The sequence below is a fragment of the uncultured Photobacterium sp. genome, from assembly GCF_947039875.1.
Lineage (GTDB): Bacteria > Pseudomonadota > Gammaproteobacteria > Enterobacterales > Vibrionaceae > Photobacterium.
In genome coordinates, this window is sequence record NZ_CAMRAN010000022.1 from 1 (window position 1) to 20,628 (window position 20,628).

Sequence of the window (20,628 nt, forward strand, 5' to 3'; positions counted from 1 at the left end):
ACTTTCAATGCCTTGGCGTTGAACGCTTCAGCAAGTCAGGCTGCGTATAATACGCACTATCAAAATAAAGTCAAGAAGAAATTTTACATCAAAACCTCTTATTGACTTCCTTTTCGCTGTGGAAAGCAAAAAGACAATGATTTATCAAAAGTTTGAACTTGATCGGCTGTTTAGTCGTATCATCTTTCGATGGAGCCGCATTATAGAGACTTTGATCACTCTGACAAGCCTTTTTGAAAAAAAATAATGTAATTGCTGATTATTTCATCTAATGTGGGCTATGTGTTTGTAATAAACTCATGCGAGTATATTTATACTCAATAATTATGAATTACAGGCCATTAAAATTGGCATCATCATAAGCTTGATGTTAAAACACCCATTAACGCATTCTTCTCTTTCCCTTTTGAGATGTACTTTAAATATGAAATCAAATAACCAAACCACAATAACAGTGATTGCTATCGCTATCATTGGCGCCTTAATCTTTAGTATGTTCAGTAGTACTCCACCAGCCATTAGTTTTGCGCTTGGTGCGATGCTAACAGGATTGGCGTTGCACTTTATGCAAGAAAATAAAAATCCTATCCTCGATGAATTAGATCCTTCTCAAAGTAGCAAAACCCTTTATGTTGGCAACCTTCCTTATCGTGCTAATGAGAGCGACGTAAAAAACCTTTTTGCAGAGCATGGCGATGTTTTTGCTGTGCGTCTAATGAAGGATAAACGCACAGGTAAACGTAGAGGCTTTGGTTTTGTTGTTATGAATAGTCAAGACGCAGAACATGCCATTGATCAACTCAACAACCAAGAATATGGCCAACGTACCCTAAAAGTACGTGAAGCTAACGAACCTAAAAATGCGGATAGTTTAGATCTTGAATAATATCTAATTGCATTTCATTTAAGCTTTTATTCAGCGCCGCAGCATCTGATGTTGTGGCGCTGCTATATGTAACGTTCTTTACCTGCGGCATTATAGATGGCATTACTTCAGTTGGTAACGCTAATAGTAATGCCACTCGCTTAGCGATCGCTTTACCTGAATCGATAACATTTACTCGATGGTTTAGTGCCAATAAAATTTCTTGTTTTATTAACGGAAAGTGAGTACAGCCTAAAACAATACTATCCACGCAATCTTGCCATGGTGCTAGAATTTCAGCTAATTCACCTATATCAACCGGTTTACCGCGTAGCTTTTGCTCTGCCATCTCCACCAATCGGGTAGAACCAATCATCTTAACTTCACAGCCATTAGCAAATTGTTGTACTAATTGATGAGTGTAAACTCGATTAACGGTTGCAGGTGTTGCCAATAAACCAATCGATTTTGTTTGGCTAATCAACGCGGCAGGTTTTATTGCTGGAACAACGCCAACGACGGGTATTGTTAACTGCTGACGTAACGAAGGCAAAACGATAGTACTGGCCGTATTGCAGGCGATAACTACCAAATCAGCCTGATACTGATTAGCTAATAACGTCACAATATAATTAGTACGCTTTATTAATGTTGCGTCATCTAATTCACCATAGGGGAAAGCAGCATTATCGAAAGCGTAAATAAATTGTACTTGAGGTAGTAAAGCATGGATCTCTTGATACACCGATAAACCGCCCACCCCTGAATCAAAAATGACAACTTTTTTCACTACCACTTACCTTATTACGATATCGAGTCGTTATGATACTGCGATGAGTCAGTCTCTACCAGTGTATAGCGTTGATAACAAAACCGTGAATCAGTTTCACATCCTAACCATTTCAGGTTAAGTGGTTGCTGATAAAAAGGACCATCGACGACTAACGAATGAAATTCTCCATTTTCACCACAGAGATCAGTGGCCGGTGCTAATTCAGTTAATAATTGATAATCAAACCAACGCCCACAAAACTTAATATCTAATTGGGTACTATCGACTGTGACTAATTTTGTTTGCATGCCACATTCAATAATTTCATTGGCTAACTGAAGGCTTGATTGCCCTAATAAGGGAAAAACACACTCCCAACCTGCTGGTTTAATGTATTGACGCCGATAATCTGCAATACCATTGCAAAACAAATCACCAAAAGCGACACTATCAAACTGTAACTCACAATTTTTCAACCCATCAACAATTGCCTGTTGATAGACATCATTAGCGGGAAACACATCTGGTAGTGTAATCAGCACTAACGGTAAACCAATCAGCTGCGCCTGTCGTTTAACAATATCAATTGGCGTTGCTTGAAACGGCACCTCGCTACCAACATACGTCGTATAAAGCCCAATAACCTCATAATTAGGATCGTTCATTAACCGCCATAACGTTAATGCTGAATCCTTACCTGATGACCAACTAATAATCACGCTTTGTTTCATATTTATCACCATCAAAAAGGCCGCACAATGGCGGCCTTGATCTATAAAAAATCACACATTAAAACTGATAATTAATGCTGGTATAGTAAGTTCTACTCGGCATTACGTAACCACCAGCTGTTTCGTAGTCTTCATTTAAAAGGTTCGCTACTCGCCCTTTTAAAGCAAGCTTGGGTTGTAGCCAGTATGTTAAGGCAATATCCCACGTATCATATGCTGATAGCTCAGTATCTGAAATATCTGGTCGTTTACCATGATACTGGTACGTCACTGCGGTATCTAGATCACCATAACTTGCCGTACCTACCCATTTAAATGAGAATTTTTCACGACGTATAAGCTGTTGGCCTTCACTATCTCGAGGATCTTTAAAATCAAAGTTTAGCTGGTGAGTAACAATACCCGTATCAAAGTCAGCTTCGACTTCAACACCTTTAATTTTACTTTCCCCTTTAACGTTGTCATACGATGGCGTGCCGCCGACATAAGCAATTAAATCATCAATGCGCATTTGGTAAGCCGTAACAGCAACGCTCGCAATATCGTAATCAGCATGCAGCGAAACATCGATATTTTTTGAGGTTTCCGGATTTAAATTAGGGTTACCCGTTGACCAAGCACTTTTAACGTAAAGTTGGTAAAGATTAGGGGCTTTAAATGCTGTGCCGTACGAACCACGTAACTGAATATTGTCATTTAAATACCAGCCACCAGCAATATTGTACGTTGAATGGGTACCATACTGCTGATTATCATCCAGACGAACACTGGTTTCGATACTAACTGGAGAGTAATCCCATAAGCCAATCGCATAATAACCAGTATTATCGCGTTCTTTATTACCCGCAAAACCCGTTAAATCATTCCATTGCTCTTGGCGCCAATCAATACCACCACTCACTGACAATGTTGATAATAATTGGTATTGGTTATGCCATTGAACATTACGTTGGTGATATTGGTCCTTGCGATTAACAACATTGGTTTTATCGATCAAATCAAGGTTGTCTTGTTTTTGATAATCAAAAATCAGTGATGACTTATAGCTATCCTGCGCATATTTTAAACCCGCAGAATAATCATTAAATTCGGTTTCCGATCTCACATACTGATGACCAGAATACACACTTGAGCCGTCATATTGGGAATGATTTTTATACCAACGAGTAGCGACAAAGCCCGAAATTTGATCGGTAAATTGATGATGCAGTGCTAATGATGCATTACGGCTATCAAAACCATGTTTATCGCCATCATTCAATCCTGATTGAGGATGAACATTATAGCCTTTATCGTTTTCATAACCGGCTGCAACTTGTAATACGCTGTTATCACCGATTTTATACGCACCAGAAACATTCGCCTCTTGATAATTATGGCTACCAATACCCAGATCTAATTTCGTTTTTGATGGCGTATCTGTTCCTGTCAGGGTAATGATATTGATCACACCACCAATAGCTTCAGAGCCATAAATTGCCGCGCGAGCACCACGAGTAAATTCAATCCGCTGTACTTGAGTTAATGGAATTTGATTGAAATCTACATTACCCGCCACAGAGCGAGCCATACGAATACCATCAACCAAAACTAAAACTTGATCCGAGTTTGCACCACGAACAAAGATACTAGAACTTTGCCCACGCCCACCATTTTGAGTGATCTGTACCCCAGGTAATAAACTCAACACTTCAGTGAGTGTTTTAGCTTGTACTTTATCGATGTCTTGACGAGTCACAACATTAAAAGGAGCTAATACTGAGGTTATAGGTTGCTCAAAGCGGTTAGCGGTTACCACCATTACATCATCAGATGTAGTGTCTGCTGCAAATGAAGCAAAAGAAGGGAGACACAACGACGCTACCGTCGCTGCTAAAAGGGATTTTTTCATTACAATTGTCCTAAGTCGCGTTTATAACAAAGCAATATGCTTGTCTTGCTGGTTGGTATTCGGACTTAAGAGCATGACCATCAGGTCGCCTAGGCAACAACTTCCCATTGCCACTATACTAAATAATACTGTGATTATTTGTAGGGAGCATCAACAGTGTTTGGATTACATCCATGTGCGTTCGTTCTCTATTACCGCTGCGCGTCAGTTACGGATTCACACCGTATTCCCGAGCCTTCCAAGGCTTAACCAGCACAGCGCGAATGCTAGTGTTGTATTGCTTTTATGTCTAGTTTTGTTTGGTATTAGTTATGAATTTTTGGATACATGAATATTTTAATTTGGATCAACACTGGACATCAGTGTGCAATACAATAAAATCTGCGGTCTTATTTTGAGCAGTCGAGGCACACACTATGACATCCACCGTCCTTAATATCGCTGATTACCAGCCCCAGTTGGATGAAAAAGCAGCGCGTATTCAAGATCTACTTAGTGATTTTGAAACGCCTGAATTAGAGGTGTTTGCCTCTCCTGCAGAGCATTACCGTATGCGTGCAGAGTTTCGTGTTTGGCACGAAGGCGAAGAGCTGTATTACATCATGTTTAATCAACACACCCGTGAAAAATACCGAGTTGATCAATTCCCGGCTGCAAGCCGTTTAATTAATGATGTAATGCCAATGTTGCTTGAAGCAATCAAGCCAATAAAAACCCTGCGTCACAAACTGTTCCAAGTAGATTTCTTATCTACGTTAAGTGGTGAAATTTTAGTTTCGATGTTGTATCACCGTCAACTTGATGATGAATGGACAGTCACTGCCAAACAACTAAAGCAACGCTTAAATGATGAAGGGTTTAAACTAAACCTTATCGGTCGTGCGCGTAAGATGAAAATCGTCTTAGATCAAGATTACGTTATTGAACAATTAAAGGTTCACGATAAAGCACTGACTTACAAGCAAGTTGAAAATAGCTTTACCCAACCTAACGGTGAAGTTGCACAGAAGATGCTGGAATGGGCCGTTGATTGTACTCAAGACAGTGTAGGTGATTTACTGGAATTGTATTGTGGTAATGGTAATTTCTCATTAGCACTTGCGCCAAACTTTGAGCGAGTACTGGCAACTGAACTAGCAAAACCATCGGTTGATTCAGCACAATACAATATTGCGGTAAACAATATTGAAAACGTACAAATTATTCGTATGTCTGCGGAAGACTTTACTGATGCAATGGCGGGTAAACGTGAATTCCGTCGTCTAAAAGATCAGAATGTTGATTTACAAAGCTATAACTGCAACACCATTTTTGTCGATCCACCACGTTCAGGTATGGATGATGGAACTTGCCGCATGGTACAAGGCTACGACAACATCATGTATATCTCATGTAACCCAGAGACATTACGTGACAATTTAACCATCTTAACTGAAACCCACAATATTACTCGATTTGCCTTATTTGACCAATTCCCTTACACCCACCATATGGAAGCCGGTGTATTACTAGCGCGTAAATAAGCAGTGATCCTCAAAAGATAAAAATAAAAAAGGCGCTATCAGCGCCTTTTCCTTTTTCAAATAACAGCCAATATAACTTACACTGTTTTTTGGTCTTTCTTATCCATTACACCCATTTTATACGATACCCAAAATAACAACGCCAATGTAATCATTAATGGAATGAAATTTGACCCCATATCTGGGTATTCAGCGCGAAGTAATGCCGCATAACCAAATACCCCAACGAAGAAACATGCACTAGCAAGCGTAGGAACGCCTTCAGCCATAGGTTTACGCATGTATTCTTGGTATAAACAGTACACGGCCATGGCAAAAGCCAAAACAGGGAAAATAGAGAATGTTACATAACTTGAAAACAATACCGCCAAAGTACCATAACCACAAATACCTGCTATTACAGATAAAATAAGTGTCTTACGCTCAGCTTTAAGTTGTTGCTTTTCCATATATAATTCACCAAAATCAAAATAAGATTATAGTTTCTGCCTGAGCTCTCGACGCTCACGCTCTTTACGGTACCAATAAGCACCTTTTGCAATCATTCTAAGTTGCATAATCAGTCTTTCTGCATGCTCAGCGCGAGCATGACAATCTAGATCAAGAGCTTCTGCTCCTGAACTAAAGACCAATGTTACTGACGCTTCAGCTTGTGTATAAGCTTCTTCATGAGTTACCCCAGTTTTCGCTTTAAGATACTCAGCCAGTTCCGCCACAAAATGTTGTATTTCTCGCACAACCGCAGCACGAAAAGCTGTTGATGTACCAGAACGCTCACGAAGCAGTAAGCGGAATACGTTAGGACTACTTTCTATAAATTCCATAAAAGTCTCTACTGAGGTACGGATCACGCTGCCTTCAGTAGCAATACGCTGTCGAGCTTGACGCATTAATTGACGAAGAATTAAACCGCCCTCATCAACCATGGTTAATCCCAATTCATCCATATCTTTAAAATGACGGTAGAATGATGTTGGAGCAATACCCGCTTCACGCGCAACTTCACGTAGACTTAAATTAGAAAAACTTCGCTCGGCACTTAACTGGCTAAAAGCGGCATCAATCAATGAACGCCGAGTTTTTTCTTTTTGCTGAGCCCTAATTCCCATCAATTATCTGCTTCTCTGTGATTTTATTACAATGATACTCTGTTTCATCTGCGCCATAGCAATGACATGAGACTCTCACATAGTAAAGCGAGAGCGCGACTGACGCAAAGCCAGATTGAGATCAATTACTATTTTTCGTCACAAAACGTGGCGCTGGTTTAATAACCAATCTAGAACTATACCGATTGATTAATAATAAAAACTTCGTGACCCGCTTCGAGACACATCATTCCCTTATGCATCGTTATCTGGTAAATCGTTATCATAATGTTAATGTAAGACGGAAAAACATAATCAAGGGATGACTTTTATGACAAATAACCTACCTGCTTCTCAAAACCATTTTGATGTTATCATTATTGGTAGTGGTCCTGGAGGTGAAGGCGCGGCAATGGGGCTAGCGAAAGCTGGATTTAAGGTGGCAATTATCGAACGCGAAGACAGTGTCGGTGGCGGTTGCACCCACTGGGGAACCATTCCGTCAAAATCATTACGTCATGCCGTCAGCCGTATTATCGAATTTAACCAAAATCCGCTTTACTGTAATGACACCTCAACCCTCCACCGTACCTTTAGTCAGATCTTGCACCATGCTACCGAAGTCGTTAGTAAACAAACCCGCATGCGACAAGGGTTTTATGATCGCAATCATTGCCAAATCATTCACGGTGAAGCGCAATTTATTGACTCACATAGTGTCAGTGTTATCACCCATGATGGCAGTATTGATCATCTCAGTGCAGAGCGGTTTATCATTGCCACAGGCTCTCGTCCCTACCAGCCCACCACTGTTGATTTCAATCATCCCCGTATTTATGACAGCGATTCGATTTTACAATTAGCCCATGATCCTCGACATATTTTAATTTATGGCGCAGGGGTTATTGGCTGTGAATATGCGTCTATTTTTAGAGGACTTGGGGTTAAAGTTAATTTAATTAATACTCGCCAACGACTATTAGAATTCCTTGATAATGAGATGTCTGATTCGTTGTCTTATCACCTTAGTAATACGGGTACTATGATTCGTAACGATGAGGTTTTTGAAACCATTGAAGGGACCGATGACGGGGTTATTCTGCACTTGCAATCTGGCAAGAAAATGCGAGCAGACTGTTTACTGTATGCCAATGGCCGTACCGGTAATACTGACAAATTAGCCCTTGAGATGGTCGGATTAGAGGCAGATTCTCGAGGACAACTACAGGTGAATAATAACTATCAAACAACCGTAGATCATATCTATGCCGTGGGTGATGTCATAGGTTACCCTAGCCTCGCAAGTGCCGCCTATGATCAAGGGCGTTTTGTTGCGCAAGCGATCAGTACCGGCAAAGCTCAAGGGCAATTAATTGCGAATATTCCAACCGGGATTTATACCCTGCCAGAAATCAGTTCTGTCGGTCAAACAGAGCAACAACTAACCGCAGCAAAAATTCCTTATGAAGTGGGTCGATCTCAATTTAAACATTTGGCTCGAGCTCAGATCGCAGGAACAGAAGTCGGTAGTTTGAAAATATTATTTCATCGTGAAACCAAAGCTATTTTAGGTATTCATTGCTTTGGTGAACGAGCGGCTGAAATTATTCATATTGGCCAAGCTATCATGGAGCAAAAAGGGGAAGGCAATACCATTGAATATTTTGCCAATACCACCTTTAATTATCCCACCATGGCGGAAGCATTTCGTGTTGCGGCATTAAATGGCCTTAACCGTTTGTTCTAAAAATACCACCGATGATCCCTTATTAGTCATCCATATAATAACCAATACAAAAACAGAGCCATTAAGGCTCCGTTTTTGTATGTGGCCGATGAACTATTCTGCGCCCATTAAGCGATCATCTGCCGTTAGAATCGATACCCACGGTAATTGCTCATCACCCAGCACAATGAAGTTTGGATTCTCTAAAGTCTGACGCTGGTTATAAGATAATGGCGTTATATGGGTATTAAAAATACGTCCACCCGCTTCTTCAACAATACATTGAGTTGCGGCAGTATCCCACTCACCTGTTGGCCCTAATCGTAGGTAGCAATCAGCGCCCCCTTCTGCGACTAAACACGCTTTTAGAGAAGCAGAGCCTAATGCAACAAGATCATAGCTATATTGGCTATCAAACCGAGCCTTGGTGGTATCAATATCCTGACGACGACTAATAGCGATGGTTAACCCACGCAATGGTAACTGATGTTTAGTCGTTGAGATCGTACTAGTTTCACCGTCCGCAGTTATTTTATGTGCCCCTTGACCTTGCGCCGCATAATATGTCACGCCAGATACAGGCGCATACACCACCCCCATAACCGGCTTATTATTATCAATTAACGCAATAATTGTCGCGAAATCACCACTACCCGCAATAAACTCTTGAGTACCATCTAAGGGATCGATTAACCAATAGCGAGGCCACTGACTGCGTTCTGCTAATGATATTGCGGTATCTTCCTCTGACAGTATAGGAATGTCAGGGGTTAATTGTGATAACCGCTCAATCACTAATTTATTGGCCGCTAAATCAGCACTGGTTACTGGTGTATTATCTGATTTGATTTGCTGCTCAAACTGTCCTTGTTGATAAATACCTAAGATCAACCGACCTGATTCTTGGGCAATATCGATAACATCGGTAATAAGATGGTTTAATGTCATTGGTTATTCCTCGCAAGCTAAATACTTCAGCGCTAAAAATAAGGCGCTGATACTACGCGCTTCGGCGAAATCTAGGTGATTAAGTAGCTCTTTTGCTTGGGCTAACGGCCATCGTACAATTTCTAGAGGCTCTGGTTCATCACCTTCTAAACGCTCAGGATATAAATCTTGTCCCACAAACAGTGTCATTCGACTTGAAAAATACGATGGCGCTAAAATCACTTCTTTTAGCGGATGCAATCGCTGTGCACCAAAGCCTATTTCTTCTTTTAACTCACGGTTTGCCGCTTCTAATGCACTTTCACCAGCATCAATTAATCCTTTCGGAAAACCTAATTCATAACGCTCAGTACCGGCAGAATATTCACGAATCAATAATAAATCACCATCAGCAGTGACTGGTACGATTAATACCGCATGACGACCACTTGGCTGCATACGTTCATAAGTACGCTCGACACCATTAGAAAAACGTAAATCCAATGATTCAATTTTAAAGAGTCGTGATTGTGCTACAACCTCGGCTGCTAAGATTTGGGGTTTATCTTTGCTGAACGCCATTTATAAGGCCCTGTTTAATGAAAAGCACTACCAGAATAAGAAAAGCTTACACGAATTAAAAGCAAATAATCATCAGAAATAACAAGGCAGCCGTAATCGACTGCCTATTATTAATAAATTGATGATTAAAACGGTAACCAACGCTACAAACGTCCTGAATAATTCAGTGGATACTCTCCCTTGGTGTTAGGGTCACCTAACCATTTTAATTGTGCCGCTAACTTATCAGGGAATGTTGCCCCGGGCTTAAACCAGCCATTAAGTTTATAATGACGATTAGTGGCTAAATTGGCATGCCAATCACTACTCACATCCGTCGAGGTTTGCTTAACTTTAGCGACAATCGCACCTTTTTCACAACTAAGATCAGCAAAAACAGGTCCAGGTTTAATAGTCCCCATTGGTGTTTCCGCCGCACCTTGCACCCAAGCTAATGTCGCATCCAAGGTTTTACAATAAGGGGCTGCATAATGATAATTTTTAACCGTCAGTTCTAAATTACCATCGATAGATACTGGGACAGGAAGCTGCGCTTGTGATACGGCTTGCGCCGCTGGCATCGATAACAAAAGTTTTTCAGCAAATGGGCCAGACAAGCTGTAACCCACTAAACCTTGCCCTTGTAACTGCCATTCACTGCCTTTACCAAAGCGAACATTAAACGCCAATTCACCTTGCAATAATCGACCTAACTGCATATTCCATTGCAACCGCCCAAAAGGTTGATTTTGCCAACGTATATTGGCAGCCGATCCTTGCCATGGTGTACCCGACATCCCTTCTATAGCGAGACCTTGTATTTTAGGCGCATACTGCCATAACCAACTGGCGGGAATATGAGTGACTAAACTTGCTATAAATACCGCACCGAAACTGGCACCAACCGCTAATTTAAATTTCACGCTTATCCTCGTCCTAACTGCAAACGGTTAACTTCAACCATACCGTTTTTATCGGTTTTTGAGAGATCAATAAACTGTGGGTTAATACCAAAACTCTGCTGCAAATACACTAACCAATTAACAAGCGTATCAAATGGTAGTGGTTGCACCCACACTTGTAGCGCATCATTACGTGGCTGCATTCGAATCAAATCAATTTTAAATCGCGTCGTGGTTTCATTAATAACTTGGTTAAGCCCCTCATCACTAACATTTACCGTTCCACCTGCACGTTTAAGTGCCGTAATTTGATTAGCTTTGTGTTCAACCCAAGTTAATAATTGTCGCTGCTGATTAATTTTATTCTGAGCATTAACTGCACGTTGATTTAATGGTTGCCATACTCCCCAATAAAGAATCGCAATCACTAACGCACCACCAGCCCCAAGCAATGAATGTTGCTCCCGTTGACTGAGGGCTTTCCACCATGACTTTATCTCTGCCATTAAGCTTTCCTCCTCAACACAACAGCACCACTAACTAAATTATCTTGTTTGGTTAACTGGCCCTGATCGACCACAAACTGAGTCGCTAATGCACTGCGTAATTGTTCAAAATCTTGAAAGCCCGTCGCGGTTGCTTGCAAGCGTAATTCGCCTCGAGTTTGATCATATTTAAGGCTAACAATCTTGATTGTTGGCACTTTCGTTAATGCGGGCTTTAATTCGTTTAACCACATTAGCATGCCATCTTGTTCACCATGGCCACCTAAACTCTTCAATGCCGCATTCATTTGATTTTTCAAATAACTCTGCGAAGGAATTCGTTTAAACTGTGGCAGAACTTGACGAAAAATACGTTCACTTTCAGCTCGATACGCATTTGCTTGTTGTTCTAAACGCTGCATAGTTAGTACTTGCTCACCAATAAGTACAACTAATACCACTGCTGCCGTGATTGCCACTTTGCGCCATGGTTGTAAATGCTTACACCATGCTGCTTGTGGTTTATACGGCCCAGATAATAAAGAAGCTTTAGACTCTGCAGCCCCTATAGCCAACAGCTGCATCACCAATTCCGGCGCTTGTGGTTGCCAATGACCCGGGGTGTTTGCTGGTGCTGGCGTATAGTGATGAATCGTCACTTGCGCCAAACTCTCCGTCGCCGCAACAATCGATTCGACTTCTTCAGCTAATAGTTCAGCTTCAACCTCGACGGCAGTATCATCATTGTCATCGTCAGCAGTATCGACAGGGGTTTCAATGATTATGGGTGCTTTTTGAGCGGTGATCCATGCCCCTAACCAACTAGAGTCAGCACACACACCCATTGCTTCTGATTGTCGAATTAACCACTGTCCATCCATTTCAGCGGCACTGTAACCATCATTAAAGAGGGGTAAACATAAACAGTCTGGAATTAGTTTTTTAAGCTCAATACCACATTCATTAAATATTGCTAACCATGCTGCTATTTTTTGGTGTTCAATAATTGCAACCGTTGCAATATCATTATCACGTTTCAGTAATTGCACATGCAAACTATCAACATCTTGCGCCAGCTCTTCTTCAAGCAGGTACGGTAATACCGCCGCTAATTGACGGCTACTGCCGGCAGGGATCGCGACTTGTGTTAACAGCATCTCACTGGTTGGTACTAAACCATAAACAGGACGAGTAACAGCATATTCAGTTAATTCACCTAGTTGGTTAATATCAGCTAACTGACCCGAGGCTATCACTTCATTTTGCAGTGGCGACCAGACTAGCCATTGCACCGGCATTTCCGGCCGACTACTTAGCCTTATCGTCAGAAATTCGCTCACGGATTCCTCCATACTGGCGACGAACGACCGTCACCTTGTTCTTATCATCTCGATTAAATAATGCCACGACTCGCACTCGGGCACGGTCTACTTTTATTTCAGCATCTAACGAAAAATAATGACTGGTAACAGCTAAATATTTTTCCATTTCAGTTGCCGTCTTATCTTTTCCTGAATCGGCACTATCCGCTGGCGGTTGTGGCACTAACTTCATAAAATCAGCCACACTCTCCCATACAGTATGTTTTTTATCACGCTCACGAATGATTTTTTTTGCATCATCTAATGATAACGATGGCGCAAATAAGGCTGATAACAACACCGCGTTTTTTTCAGTAATGGTATTCACATTAAGCAACATCTCATCGCTCGGTAACGCACAGATTAAACCTTTAACCTGCTGATAAATTTTATCCGATACCCCGTTAATCGCTCTAAACTCACTGCCATCAGCCAACCAATCATTGGCGGTTACATAAGGGGGCTGAAAGCTTTCATAAGTACTGTCTTCCACGCCATACGCTGACTCTATAGTGGTGTTATCATCCACAAATTCCCAACTTGAATCTGCGATCACTTCAGCTTCGTAGTCATCAACACCTGATTCTATAAGAATATTTTGTAAATAGGTCACTAAAAATGGTTGCTTACTGCTACCAGTGCTGGCTTTAATATTTTTAAAAGCATTAAGATTAAAGCAGGCCTGACTATCAGTTAAATTACCGCTGATTACCGCATTACTGTCTAGAGGATAACTTTGCTCCCCCACAGCCCAAGCTTGGGTTAAGTTTACGGTTTTGCTGTCTTTAAAACTTTGTTTTAATGCTTGTGATGCTAATGCTTCTATTCCTAAGCTATACCAATAACTTTGCTGATGCTCTACTTGGTTCTGAACACGATGAAAATTGAGTTGCAACCGTTCAGTCATTTGCACTGCTAATAAACTCATCAAGGCAACGAGTAATAACACCACGATCAGTGCAACCCCACGTTGCTTTATCATTCCTCTTGCTCCTGGTTATTTGTTAGCAAAGAAGTAGGTAATAAATAAATACGCTCAATCTTGCCCAGTTTTTTTAAGGTCATGACCACTTTAATACCTGCGGGCAAACTCTTAGCTTTATCCCATTTTTTATGCCATTGCTTATCATAATAAAATTCAAACTTTAAATCGGTGACGCCCGTTAATAACACGCGTACCAACGGCTTAGCCCCCATCACAGTATCAGGGTAACGAAACCATACTCGCTCTAAGTTATCATCGATAATACGATAACCGACACGCGTAACATCACCACGAGGAAACATTGATTGCGGATTTTGCCAACCACCACGAACAAAAGTGATCCCTTCACTACTTGAATCTAATAAATACTCACTCGCCTGTAGAATATTATCCGTTGATTTTTCAGTATCAGATCTAAATTTACGTGCCACAATCTGCCGAAAATCATTATCCATCATAATCATGGTCCGTTGAATGGCTTGTAAGCGTTGATTATGATCTTTAGATTGTGCATCACTGCGTAATACATTGGTTAACACTTGATTGGCAGATAAGCTCAACATCGCAAATACTGCAATCGCCACCAAAACTTCCAATAACGTAAAACCTTGTTGGTGACGATGATTAATTGCTGACATAGGTCTTTACCGTAATAACTGAATGTTTACGCTGCGAATCGGTAGCCACCGAAACTTCAATTAGGCGTAATAGTTTTTGTTGGGTTTTGGTGCTGGTGACCGTCCAATACCACTCTTGATCAGCTAAGCTTGATTTACCCCGTTTTACTGAACTTGGGTACTCACCACTTAAATGCAGCTGCGCTAATTCATTATCTGCCACCATCGACGCGAGAGTTTTCTGTTCTAAATAACCTAAGCTATTTAAGTTTTGACTTACTGCCCGCACTACACTTAATGCTGCGATAGCAAAAATAGCCAACGCCACTAACACTTCTAATAATGTGAACCCTTGTGAACGTTTCATTACGATCGTTCCTGCGCTGATAACGCTTGTTCGGAGAGATATTGCTCCAATGTTTGCCCAGGAGCTAATAACACTAAATTTCCCACTTCATCCGCAACGACTTGCCAAAATTGATGTTGTTTATCAACCTCAAAACTGACTGTAAATGGAGTGTATTCACCACTGGCCATCACCACAATTTGTGGCGGTAGTTGTTTCTGTTCCTGATCAGACTTTTTAAATATGTCGTCATTTTTAAACATTGAATCAGATTTAAAAAGTCGGTCCTTATCTTTCCATGCTCCGCCAATAGCCACTGTTGTCGTAATACCGGCCTCAAGTTTGACATTAGTAAAAAATTTAACGTCTTCTAGTGGTTGCCAACCATTTTGAGTTAACCTTAAAAAATGATATTGATGGGGTTCGATACGAATACCATAATCGACCCCATTTAACATTGCATCTTCACCCAAGAGTTGAGCCAAATGATGAAAACGTAGTGCCTGTTCTTTGACCTCATCACGTTTATTATTGGGTAACGTCGATATCACGGCAACCGCACTGGTTGCTAATAACACTAGCACCAACATAATTTCAATTAGAGTAAAACCTGCATTTCGTTTCATCATGATTTTAGCTTTATTTCTTGTAATTCAACATATTCCAGTTACCGATATCTGTATTGATATCGTCACCGCCTTCTTGACCATCCGCACCAAGACTAAAGATATCAACCGCACCATGTTCACCAGGCATAACGTATTGATATTCATAACCCCATGGATCTTTTGGTAAACGCTTAATGTAACCATCATCACGATAGTTACGTGGTTCAGGTGATGATGAAGGCTTAGTAACTAAAGCTTCTAGCCCTTGATCTGTGGTTGGAAAGACACTGTTATCCAACTTATACATTTCCAATGATTGTTCTAACGAACTAATATCAGTTACCGCTTTTTGTTGATCGGCTTTTTCTTTATTTCCTAATAGATTTGGCACCACTAAACTTGCCAATACCCCTAGAATCACAATAACGACCATTACTTCTAACAGCGTAAAACCACGTTGTTTTTGTTGCATTATTTACCCTCCAAAAGAAAAATTACATTCCAACCATATTGTTTAATTCAATAATCGGCATCAAGGTCGCAATAACGATAAACATCACCACCCCTGCCATGGCGACAATCAATAACGGCTCAAAAACCCCTAACGCCATATTCACTAATGATTCAAAATCACGATCTTGGTTATCCGCCGCACGAGTCAGCATTTGCTCAAGCTCACCACTGCGTTCACCACTGGCAATCATATGTAACATCATCGGTGGAAACAGTGCCGTTTTTTCCAACGAAACCCGTAAGCTTGCTCCTTCACGCACTCGATCTGCCGCGTCTAAAATTTTCTTATTAACATAGGTGTTAGTCATCACATCAGATGCGACTTTCATACCATCTAATAAAGGGATCGCACTTGAAGTACAAATAGAGAGTGTTCGAGCAAAACGAGAGGTGTTCAATCCACGTGCAACTTTACCAATCACAGGCAGACGCAAGATGGTACGATCCCACTTCATACGAAAGGCGGGTTTTTTCAGGGCTGTTTTGATTAAAACAATTAAAGCCACAATCGCAATCACCACCAGCAATCCCCAATGTTGAACGAAATTACTGGCAGCCAATAACACTTCAGTAATTGCAGGCAAGCCTTGGTTCATTTGCACAAATTGATCAACAATTTTCGGCACCACAGTCGCCAACAAGAATGCCACTACCGATACCGCCACCAACGTCAGCATAAGTGGGTAAATCATCGCTTGTTGAAGCTTACTACGCATTTGTTGACGATTTTCGCTGTAATCAGCTAAGCGATTTAAAATGGTATCTAAATGCCCTGATTTTTCACCCGCTGCCACCATAGCGCGAAACAATTGATCGAACACATGCGGGTATTCCGCCATACTGTCAGCCAAGGTGTAACCTTCAACCACCCGCGAACGCACCGCCAGTAGAATATTTTTCAAACGCGGCTTTTCATTTTGCTCTGCCACCGCCTTAATACATTCTTCCAATGGCATTGAGGCTTGTACCAAGGTCGCTAACTGACGGGTAATCAACGCTAGTTCATTGGTACTAATACCCCGTCGAAACGTTAACTTACTCGGTGCCGCTGCCGTTTTTTTACCTTGACCAGAAGTTTGATTAACCTCAATTGGCACTAACCCTTTTTCGCGCAACTGCTGCCTAACCTGACGCGATGTATCGCCTTCTAGCACACCTTTTTTGTGGCGGCCTTTGGCATCTAATGCTTTATATTCAAATGCCGCCATTAGCTCTCCTTGGTCACGCGCATCACTTCTTCAAGTGTGGTGATTCCTTGGCGTACTTTATCCAAACCATCATCTCGAATACTTGGAGTGCTCTGGCGAACATATTTTTCAATCGCTTGTTCGCCAGCTTCCGCATGAATTAACTCTTGTACGTGCTCATCTACTTGTAAAAGCTCATGAATACCCGTACGGCCTCGATAGCCTTTAAAATTACATTTGTCACACCCGCAAGAACGATACAATGTCAAACTATCGGTCGCTGTTAACTTAAACAGTTTCTTCTGTTCGGTATCGGCATCATAAGGTTGGCGACATTCAACACATAAAGTACGGACTAAGCGTTGAGCTAACACCCCCAGTAGAGATGATGACACCAAGAAGGGTTCAATTCCCATATCGCGTAAACGAGTGATTGCGCCTACCGCAGTATTGGTGTGCAGGGTTGATAACACCATATGACCCGTTAATGATGCTTGAACGGCAATTGCTGCCGTTTCTAAATCACGTATTTCACCAATCATGACCACATCGGGATCTTGACGTAAAATGGCCCGCAAACCACGCGCAAATGTCATATCAACTTTACTGTTTACCTGCGTTTGACCAATACCATCGATATCAAATTCAATCGGATCTTCAACCGTAAGAATATTACGTTCAGCACTATTGAGCTCTTGCAGACCAGCATACAAAGTAGTTGATTTACCTGAACCAGTAGGACCGGTAACTAAAATAATCCCATGCGGGCGATCAATGATCTTTCTAAACGCTTCATGGTTAGCAGCGGTCATACCAAGGCTGTGTAAATCAAGCCGAGTGGCATTTTTATCTAATAAACGCAATACCACCCGCTCGCCATGCGATGACGGCATGGTTGATACCCGCACATCCACCGCCCGGCCACCGATACGTAATGAAATACGGCCATCTTGTGGAATCCGTTTTTCTGCGATGTCTAATTTCGCCATGACTTTAATACGAGAGACTAGCAACGGTGCTAACTTACGGCTTGGTTGTAATACTTCACGTAACATGCCATCGACACGAAAACGAATCGACAATATTTTTTCAAAGGTTTCGATATGAATATCAGACGCCCCTTCTTTGATGGCTTCTGCGAGCATCGCATTGATCAATTTAATGATTGGCGCATCATCTTCCGACTCAAGTAAATCTTCCGTTTCAGGAAGATCTTCAGCTAACGAGAAAAAATCATCACTGTCAGAACCTAAGTCTTCCATTAACTGGCGTGCTTCTGACGAATCACGTTGATATGCATCCGTTAGCTTTTGCTCAAACTGTGATTCTGATAATTCAACCGGATAAAAACCCTCTCCAACAACACGGCGCACTTCCGCTAATACGATGGCTGATAGCTGACCGCAATAGTATAACTGCCATCCTTGTTGATTCGCTTCAATCACCACATGATGGCGCTTAGCAAAAGAAAACGGCAATCGAAATAAAACTGCGGTTTCTAACGCCAAAGACTCATCTGCCATTAGTGTTTCTCCAACTGCGATACAAACGCCCGCACTTCTGCTGGCAATGCCATGTCATCACCATATTTTGGAATAACAGGTATTTCAGCATCCATTAAACGCATCCCTTTATCCGCTTGGTATAACTGCTTGGCACGAATATAGTTATATTTACGTTGCGTCATACCATCAGCACTCATGTCATCACGTAAAATCGTTGGACGAATGAAAATCATCAAGTTGGTTTTTTCGGTTTGATTATTGGTCGAACGGAATAACGCCCCCAATACCGGAATATCACCTAAGATCGGCACTTTTTGCTCAGACTCAAGGGTTTTCTCTTGCATCAAACCACCCAATGCAATCATGTTGCCATCTTTAACTAATACTGATGTTGTTAATTCACGCTTATCAAATCGAATATCAACCGCACCATTTGCATCAGCAACTTGCGATACCACTTGTTCGATCTTCATTTGTACTGAGTCACCCTCGTTAATTTGCGGGGTCACTTTCAGTTGAATACCAACATCTTTACGTTCTACTGTAGTAAATGGGTTATCGTTATTTGATCCCGTTTGCGAACCAGTCGTCACAGGCACTTCTTGACCAACCGATAAATTCGCTTCTTGGTTATCCAAGACCGTAACGTTCGGGGTTGAAAGTACATTTACATTTCGGTTAGATTGCACTGCAGTGACTAATGCCGTCCAATCACCCAATGCAATTGCAGCCGCGGCACCTTTAACACCACCAAGGAAGGTAGCCATTGGTGCTAAATCACCACTTTCGGTAGTTTGATACGTATAAGGTACGCCGTCAGAATCGTAACGCGTTTCAGTGGTGGTAGTATCTTTACCCGCTTCTTGGGCTGATAATAATCCACCAATCGGTGCACTGCTGTTACCAAATTGAACCACACCACCATCTTCAGAGCCCCACTGAACACCAAAGTCGACCCCTTCACCTTCCTGTACTTCAACAATCATCGCTTCAATGTGAACTTGCGCGCGACGGATATCGAGTTGTGAAATAATCGATTCTAAACGTTTCATTACATCCGCAGGCGCTGAAATAATTAATGAATTCGTTGATACATGAGCGGAGATCATTACATCATCTTTATTTGAGCCCTGACCTTGACTAGCATTACCTTTGGTTGATGCTTTCACATTTTCAGATACCCCTTTAAGAACATCGACTAAATCTTCTGCTTTGGCATATTTAAGATAAAACACACGACTGTTGCCACTTACCGCCATCTCTTTATCTAATCGGTGAATCAGATTTTTTAGGTACTCACGTGCTTTAGGGTCGCCAGAAATCAACACCGAGTTAGTCCGTTCATCAGCAACAGCTTTAGGGATAAGAAAACCTGGAGTTGATGATTCAGTACTTTTATTCAATGAATCAATAATACGTACCATTTCTGATGCTGATGCATTATTAAGTGATACCACGGTAACGTCTTTATTACCGGCACGGTCAACTCGCTCAATGATTTCAGCTAAGCGGTTAACAACCGCAGCACGACCAGTGATCATAATGATATTGGCAGGATCATAATGGACAACATTACCCGCACCAGCATTATCATTTAGCTGGCGTAATAATGGCGAGAGCTCACGCACTGAAACATTCTTCACCGCAATAACACGCGTCACAACCGCATCACCAGGAATGTTTTTATCATTCGCGCCAACCACTGGAATCGCAGCTGTTTTAGCATCTTTATCACGAATAACTTTCATGACACCATCTTCCGTAGTTACAACAGCATAACCATAGACATCAAGCACATTCAGGAAGAAACGGTAATATTGTTCTTCGTTCAATAAATCATAGCTACGCACATTCACTTGCCCGCGCACAGCTGGATCAATAATGATCGTTTTATGTAAGGTGCGGCCAACTATATTGATAAATTCTTGAATGTCAGTCCCTTTAAAGTTGGCACTTAATTCATCAGCCATCGCTTGACTACACAACAAGCCACTCGCTAACAATAGGGCACTTTTTCCCATCCATTTTTTCACAA

21 protein-coding genes and 1 riboswitch are annotated in these 20,628 nt (G+C 41.5%); of the genes, 3 read left to right on the top strand and 18 right to left on the bottom strand.

Annotation, left to right across the window (positions count from 1 at the left end; all coding sequences use genetic code 11):
• Positions 1-424 precede the first annotated feature (424 nt).
• A complete protein-coding gene (locus Q0V26_RS09490) occupies positions 425-886 on the top strand; it encodes an RNA-binding protein (protein ID WP_297481157.1) in 462 nt (153 codons plus the stop codon).
• Here the strand turns inward: Q0V26_RS09490 and murI are convergent.
• The 3 genes from murI to btuB are packed head-to-tail and all read right to left on the bottom strand — an operon-like array spanning position 855 to position 4,259.
• Positions 855-1,655, bottom strand: a complete 801-nt coding sequence (murI, locus tag Q0V26_RS09495) for a glutamate racemase (RefSeq protein ID WP_297481158.1) — start codon at positions 1,653-1,655, stop codon at positions 855-857. The genes Q0V26_RS09490 and murI overlap by 32 nt on opposite strands.
• Before the next feature lie 14 nt (positions 1,656-1,669).
• Positions 1,670-2,368 (bottom strand): adenine nucleotide alpha hydrolase, encoded by a 699-nt coding sequence (locus Q0V26_RS09500; protein WP_297481161.1) that lies wholly within the window; start codon positions 2,366-2,368, stop codon positions 1,670-1,672.
• A 58-nt stretch (positions 2,369-2,426) separates the two neighbouring features.
• The gene (gene btuB, locus Q0V26_RS09505; RefSeq protein WP_297481163.1) at positions 2,427-4,259 is read right to left on the bottom strand and encodes a TonB-dependent vitamin B12 receptor; all 1,833 of its coding nucleotides are present in this window, start codon (positions 4,257-4,259) and stop codon (positions 2,427-2,429) included.
• Positions 4,260-4,291: 32 nt separating this feature from the next.
• Positions 4,292-4,528, bottom strand: a riboswitch (cobalamin riboswitch).
• 147 nt (positions 4,529-4,675) lie between these two features.
• Here btuB and trmA point away from each other — a divergent pair.
• Positions 4,676-5,782: a tRNA (uridine(54)-C5)-methyltransferase TrmA gene (trmA, locus tag Q0V26_RS09510; protein WP_297481166.1), complete on the top strand. Its 1,107-nt coding sequence runs from the start codon at positions 4,676-4,678 to the stop codon at positions 5,780-5,782.
• Positions 5,783-5,859: 77 nt separating this feature from the next.
• Here the strand turns inward: trmA and Q0V26_RS09515 are convergent, their stop codons facing one another.
• Both Q0V26_RS09515 and fabR read right to left on the bottom strand, forming a co-directional pair.
• Complete coding sequence (locus Q0V26_RS09515) at positions 5,860-6,231, bottom strand: YijD family membrane protein (protein ID WP_297481168.1); 372 nt, start codon at positions 6,229-6,231, stop codon at positions 5,860-5,862.
• Positions 6,232-6,258: 27 nt separating this feature from the next.
• The gene (fabR, locus tag Q0V26_RS09520) at positions 6,259-6,891 is read right to left on the bottom strand and encodes an HTH-type transcriptional repressor FabR (RefSeq protein ID WP_297481170.1); all 633 of its coding nucleotides are present in this window, start codon (positions 6,889-6,891) and stop codon (positions 6,259-6,261) included.
• Between the two features lie 310 nt (positions 6,892-7,201).
• Here fabR and sthA point away from each other — a divergent pair, with 310 nt between their 5' ends.
• Positions 7,202-8,617 carry a Si-specific NAD(P)(+) transhydrogenase gene (gene sthA, locus Q0V26_RS09525; RefSeq protein ID WP_297481172.1) on the top strand — a complete coding sequence of 472 codons (1,416 nt, stop codon included), beginning with the start codon at positions 7,202-7,204 and terminating at the stop codon, positions 8,615-8,617.
• 93 nt (positions 8,618-8,710) lie between these two features.
• Here sthA and cysQ read toward each other — a convergent pair whose 3' ends face one another.
• The 13 genes from cysQ to gspD form a co-directional block, all read right to left on the bottom strand.
• Complete coding sequence (gene cysQ / locus Q0V26_RS09530) at positions 8,711-9,544, bottom strand: 3'(2'),5'-bisphosphate nucleotidase CysQ (RefSeq protein WP_297481175.1); 834 nt, start codon at positions 9,542-9,544, stop codon at positions 8,711-8,713.
• 3 nt (positions 9,545-9,547) lie between these two features.
• Positions 9,548-10,105, bottom strand: coding sequence for an ADP compounds hydrolase NudE (gene nudE, locus Q0V26_RS09535; RefSeq protein WP_297481177.1), 558 nt, complete (start codon positions 10,103-10,105; stop codon positions 9,548-9,550).
• A 143-nt stretch (positions 10,106-10,248) separates the two neighbouring features.
• Positions 10,249-11,007, bottom strand: coding sequence for a type II secretion system protein N (locus Q0V26_RS09540; protein WP_297481179.1), 759 nt, complete (start codon positions 11,005-11,007; stop codon positions 10,249-10,251).
• Between the two features lie 2 nt (positions 11,008-11,009).
• Entirely contained in the window at positions 11,010-11,492 is a 483-nt protein-coding gene (locus Q0V26_RS09545) for a type II secretion system protein M (protein ID WP_297481182.1), read from the bottom strand.
• Positions 11,492-12,811, bottom strand: a complete 1,320-nt coding sequence (gene gspL / locus Q0V26_RS09550) for a type II secretion system protein GspL (RefSeq protein ID WP_297481186.1) — start codon at positions 12,809-12,811, stop codon at positions 11,492-11,494. The genes Q0V26_RS09545 and gspL overlap by 1 nt, the downstream gene beginning before the upstream one ends.
• Positions 12,780-13,814: a type II secretion system minor pseudopilin GspK gene (gene gspK, locus Q0V26_RS09555; protein WP_297481190.1), complete on the bottom strand. Its 1,035-nt coding sequence runs from the start codon at positions 13,812-13,814 to the stop codon at positions 12,780-12,782. Before gspK ends, gspL begins: the two co-directional genes overlap by 32 nt.
• Entirely contained in the window at positions 13,811-14,455 is a 645-nt protein-coding gene (gene gspJ / locus Q0V26_RS09560) for a type II secretion system minor pseudopilin GspJ (RefSeq protein ID WP_297481193.1), read from the bottom strand. Before gspJ ends, gspK begins: the two co-directional genes overlap by 4 nt.
• Positions 14,442-14,801 (bottom strand): type II secretion system minor pseudopilin GspI, encoded by a 360-nt coding sequence (gspI, locus tag Q0V26_RS09565; protein WP_297481196.1) that lies wholly within the window; start codon positions 14,799-14,801, stop codon positions 14,442-14,444. The genes gspJ and gspI overlap by 14 nt, the downstream gene beginning before the upstream one ends.
• Complete coding sequence (gspH, locus tag Q0V26_RS09570) at positions 14,801-15,409, bottom strand: type II secretion system minor pseudopilin GspH (RefSeq protein ID WP_297481199.1); 609 nt, start codon at positions 15,407-15,409, stop codon at positions 14,801-14,803. The genes gspI and gspH overlap by 1 nt, the downstream gene beginning before the upstream one ends.
• Positions 15,410-15,419: 10 nt before the next feature.
• The gene (gene gspG / locus Q0V26_RS09575; RefSeq protein WP_297481202.1) at positions 15,420-15,860 is read right to left on the bottom strand and encodes a type II secretion system major pseudopilin GspG; all 441 of its coding nucleotides are present in this window, start codon (positions 15,858-15,860) and stop codon (positions 15,420-15,422) included.
• Positions 15,861-15,882: 22 nt separating this feature from the next.
• Positions 15,883-17,109: a type II secretion system inner membrane protein GspF gene (gene gspF, locus Q0V26_RS09580; RefSeq protein ID WP_297481205.1), complete on the bottom strand. Its 1,227-nt coding sequence runs from the start codon at positions 17,107-17,109 to the stop codon at positions 15,883-15,885.
• Positions 17,109-18,611: a type II secretion system ATPase GspE gene (gene gspE / locus Q0V26_RS09585; RefSeq protein WP_297481208.1), complete on the bottom strand. Its 1,503-nt coding sequence runs from the start codon at positions 18,609-18,611 to the stop codon at positions 17,109-17,111. Before gspE ends, gspF begins: the two co-directional genes overlap by 1 nt.
• Entirely contained in the window at positions 18,611-20,626 is a 2,016-nt protein-coding gene (gene gspD, locus Q0V26_RS09590) for a type II secretion system secretin GspD (protein ID WP_297481210.1), read from the bottom strand. The genes gspE and gspD overlap by 1 nt, the downstream gene beginning before the upstream one ends.
• Positions 20,627-20,628 lie beyond the last annotated feature (2 nt).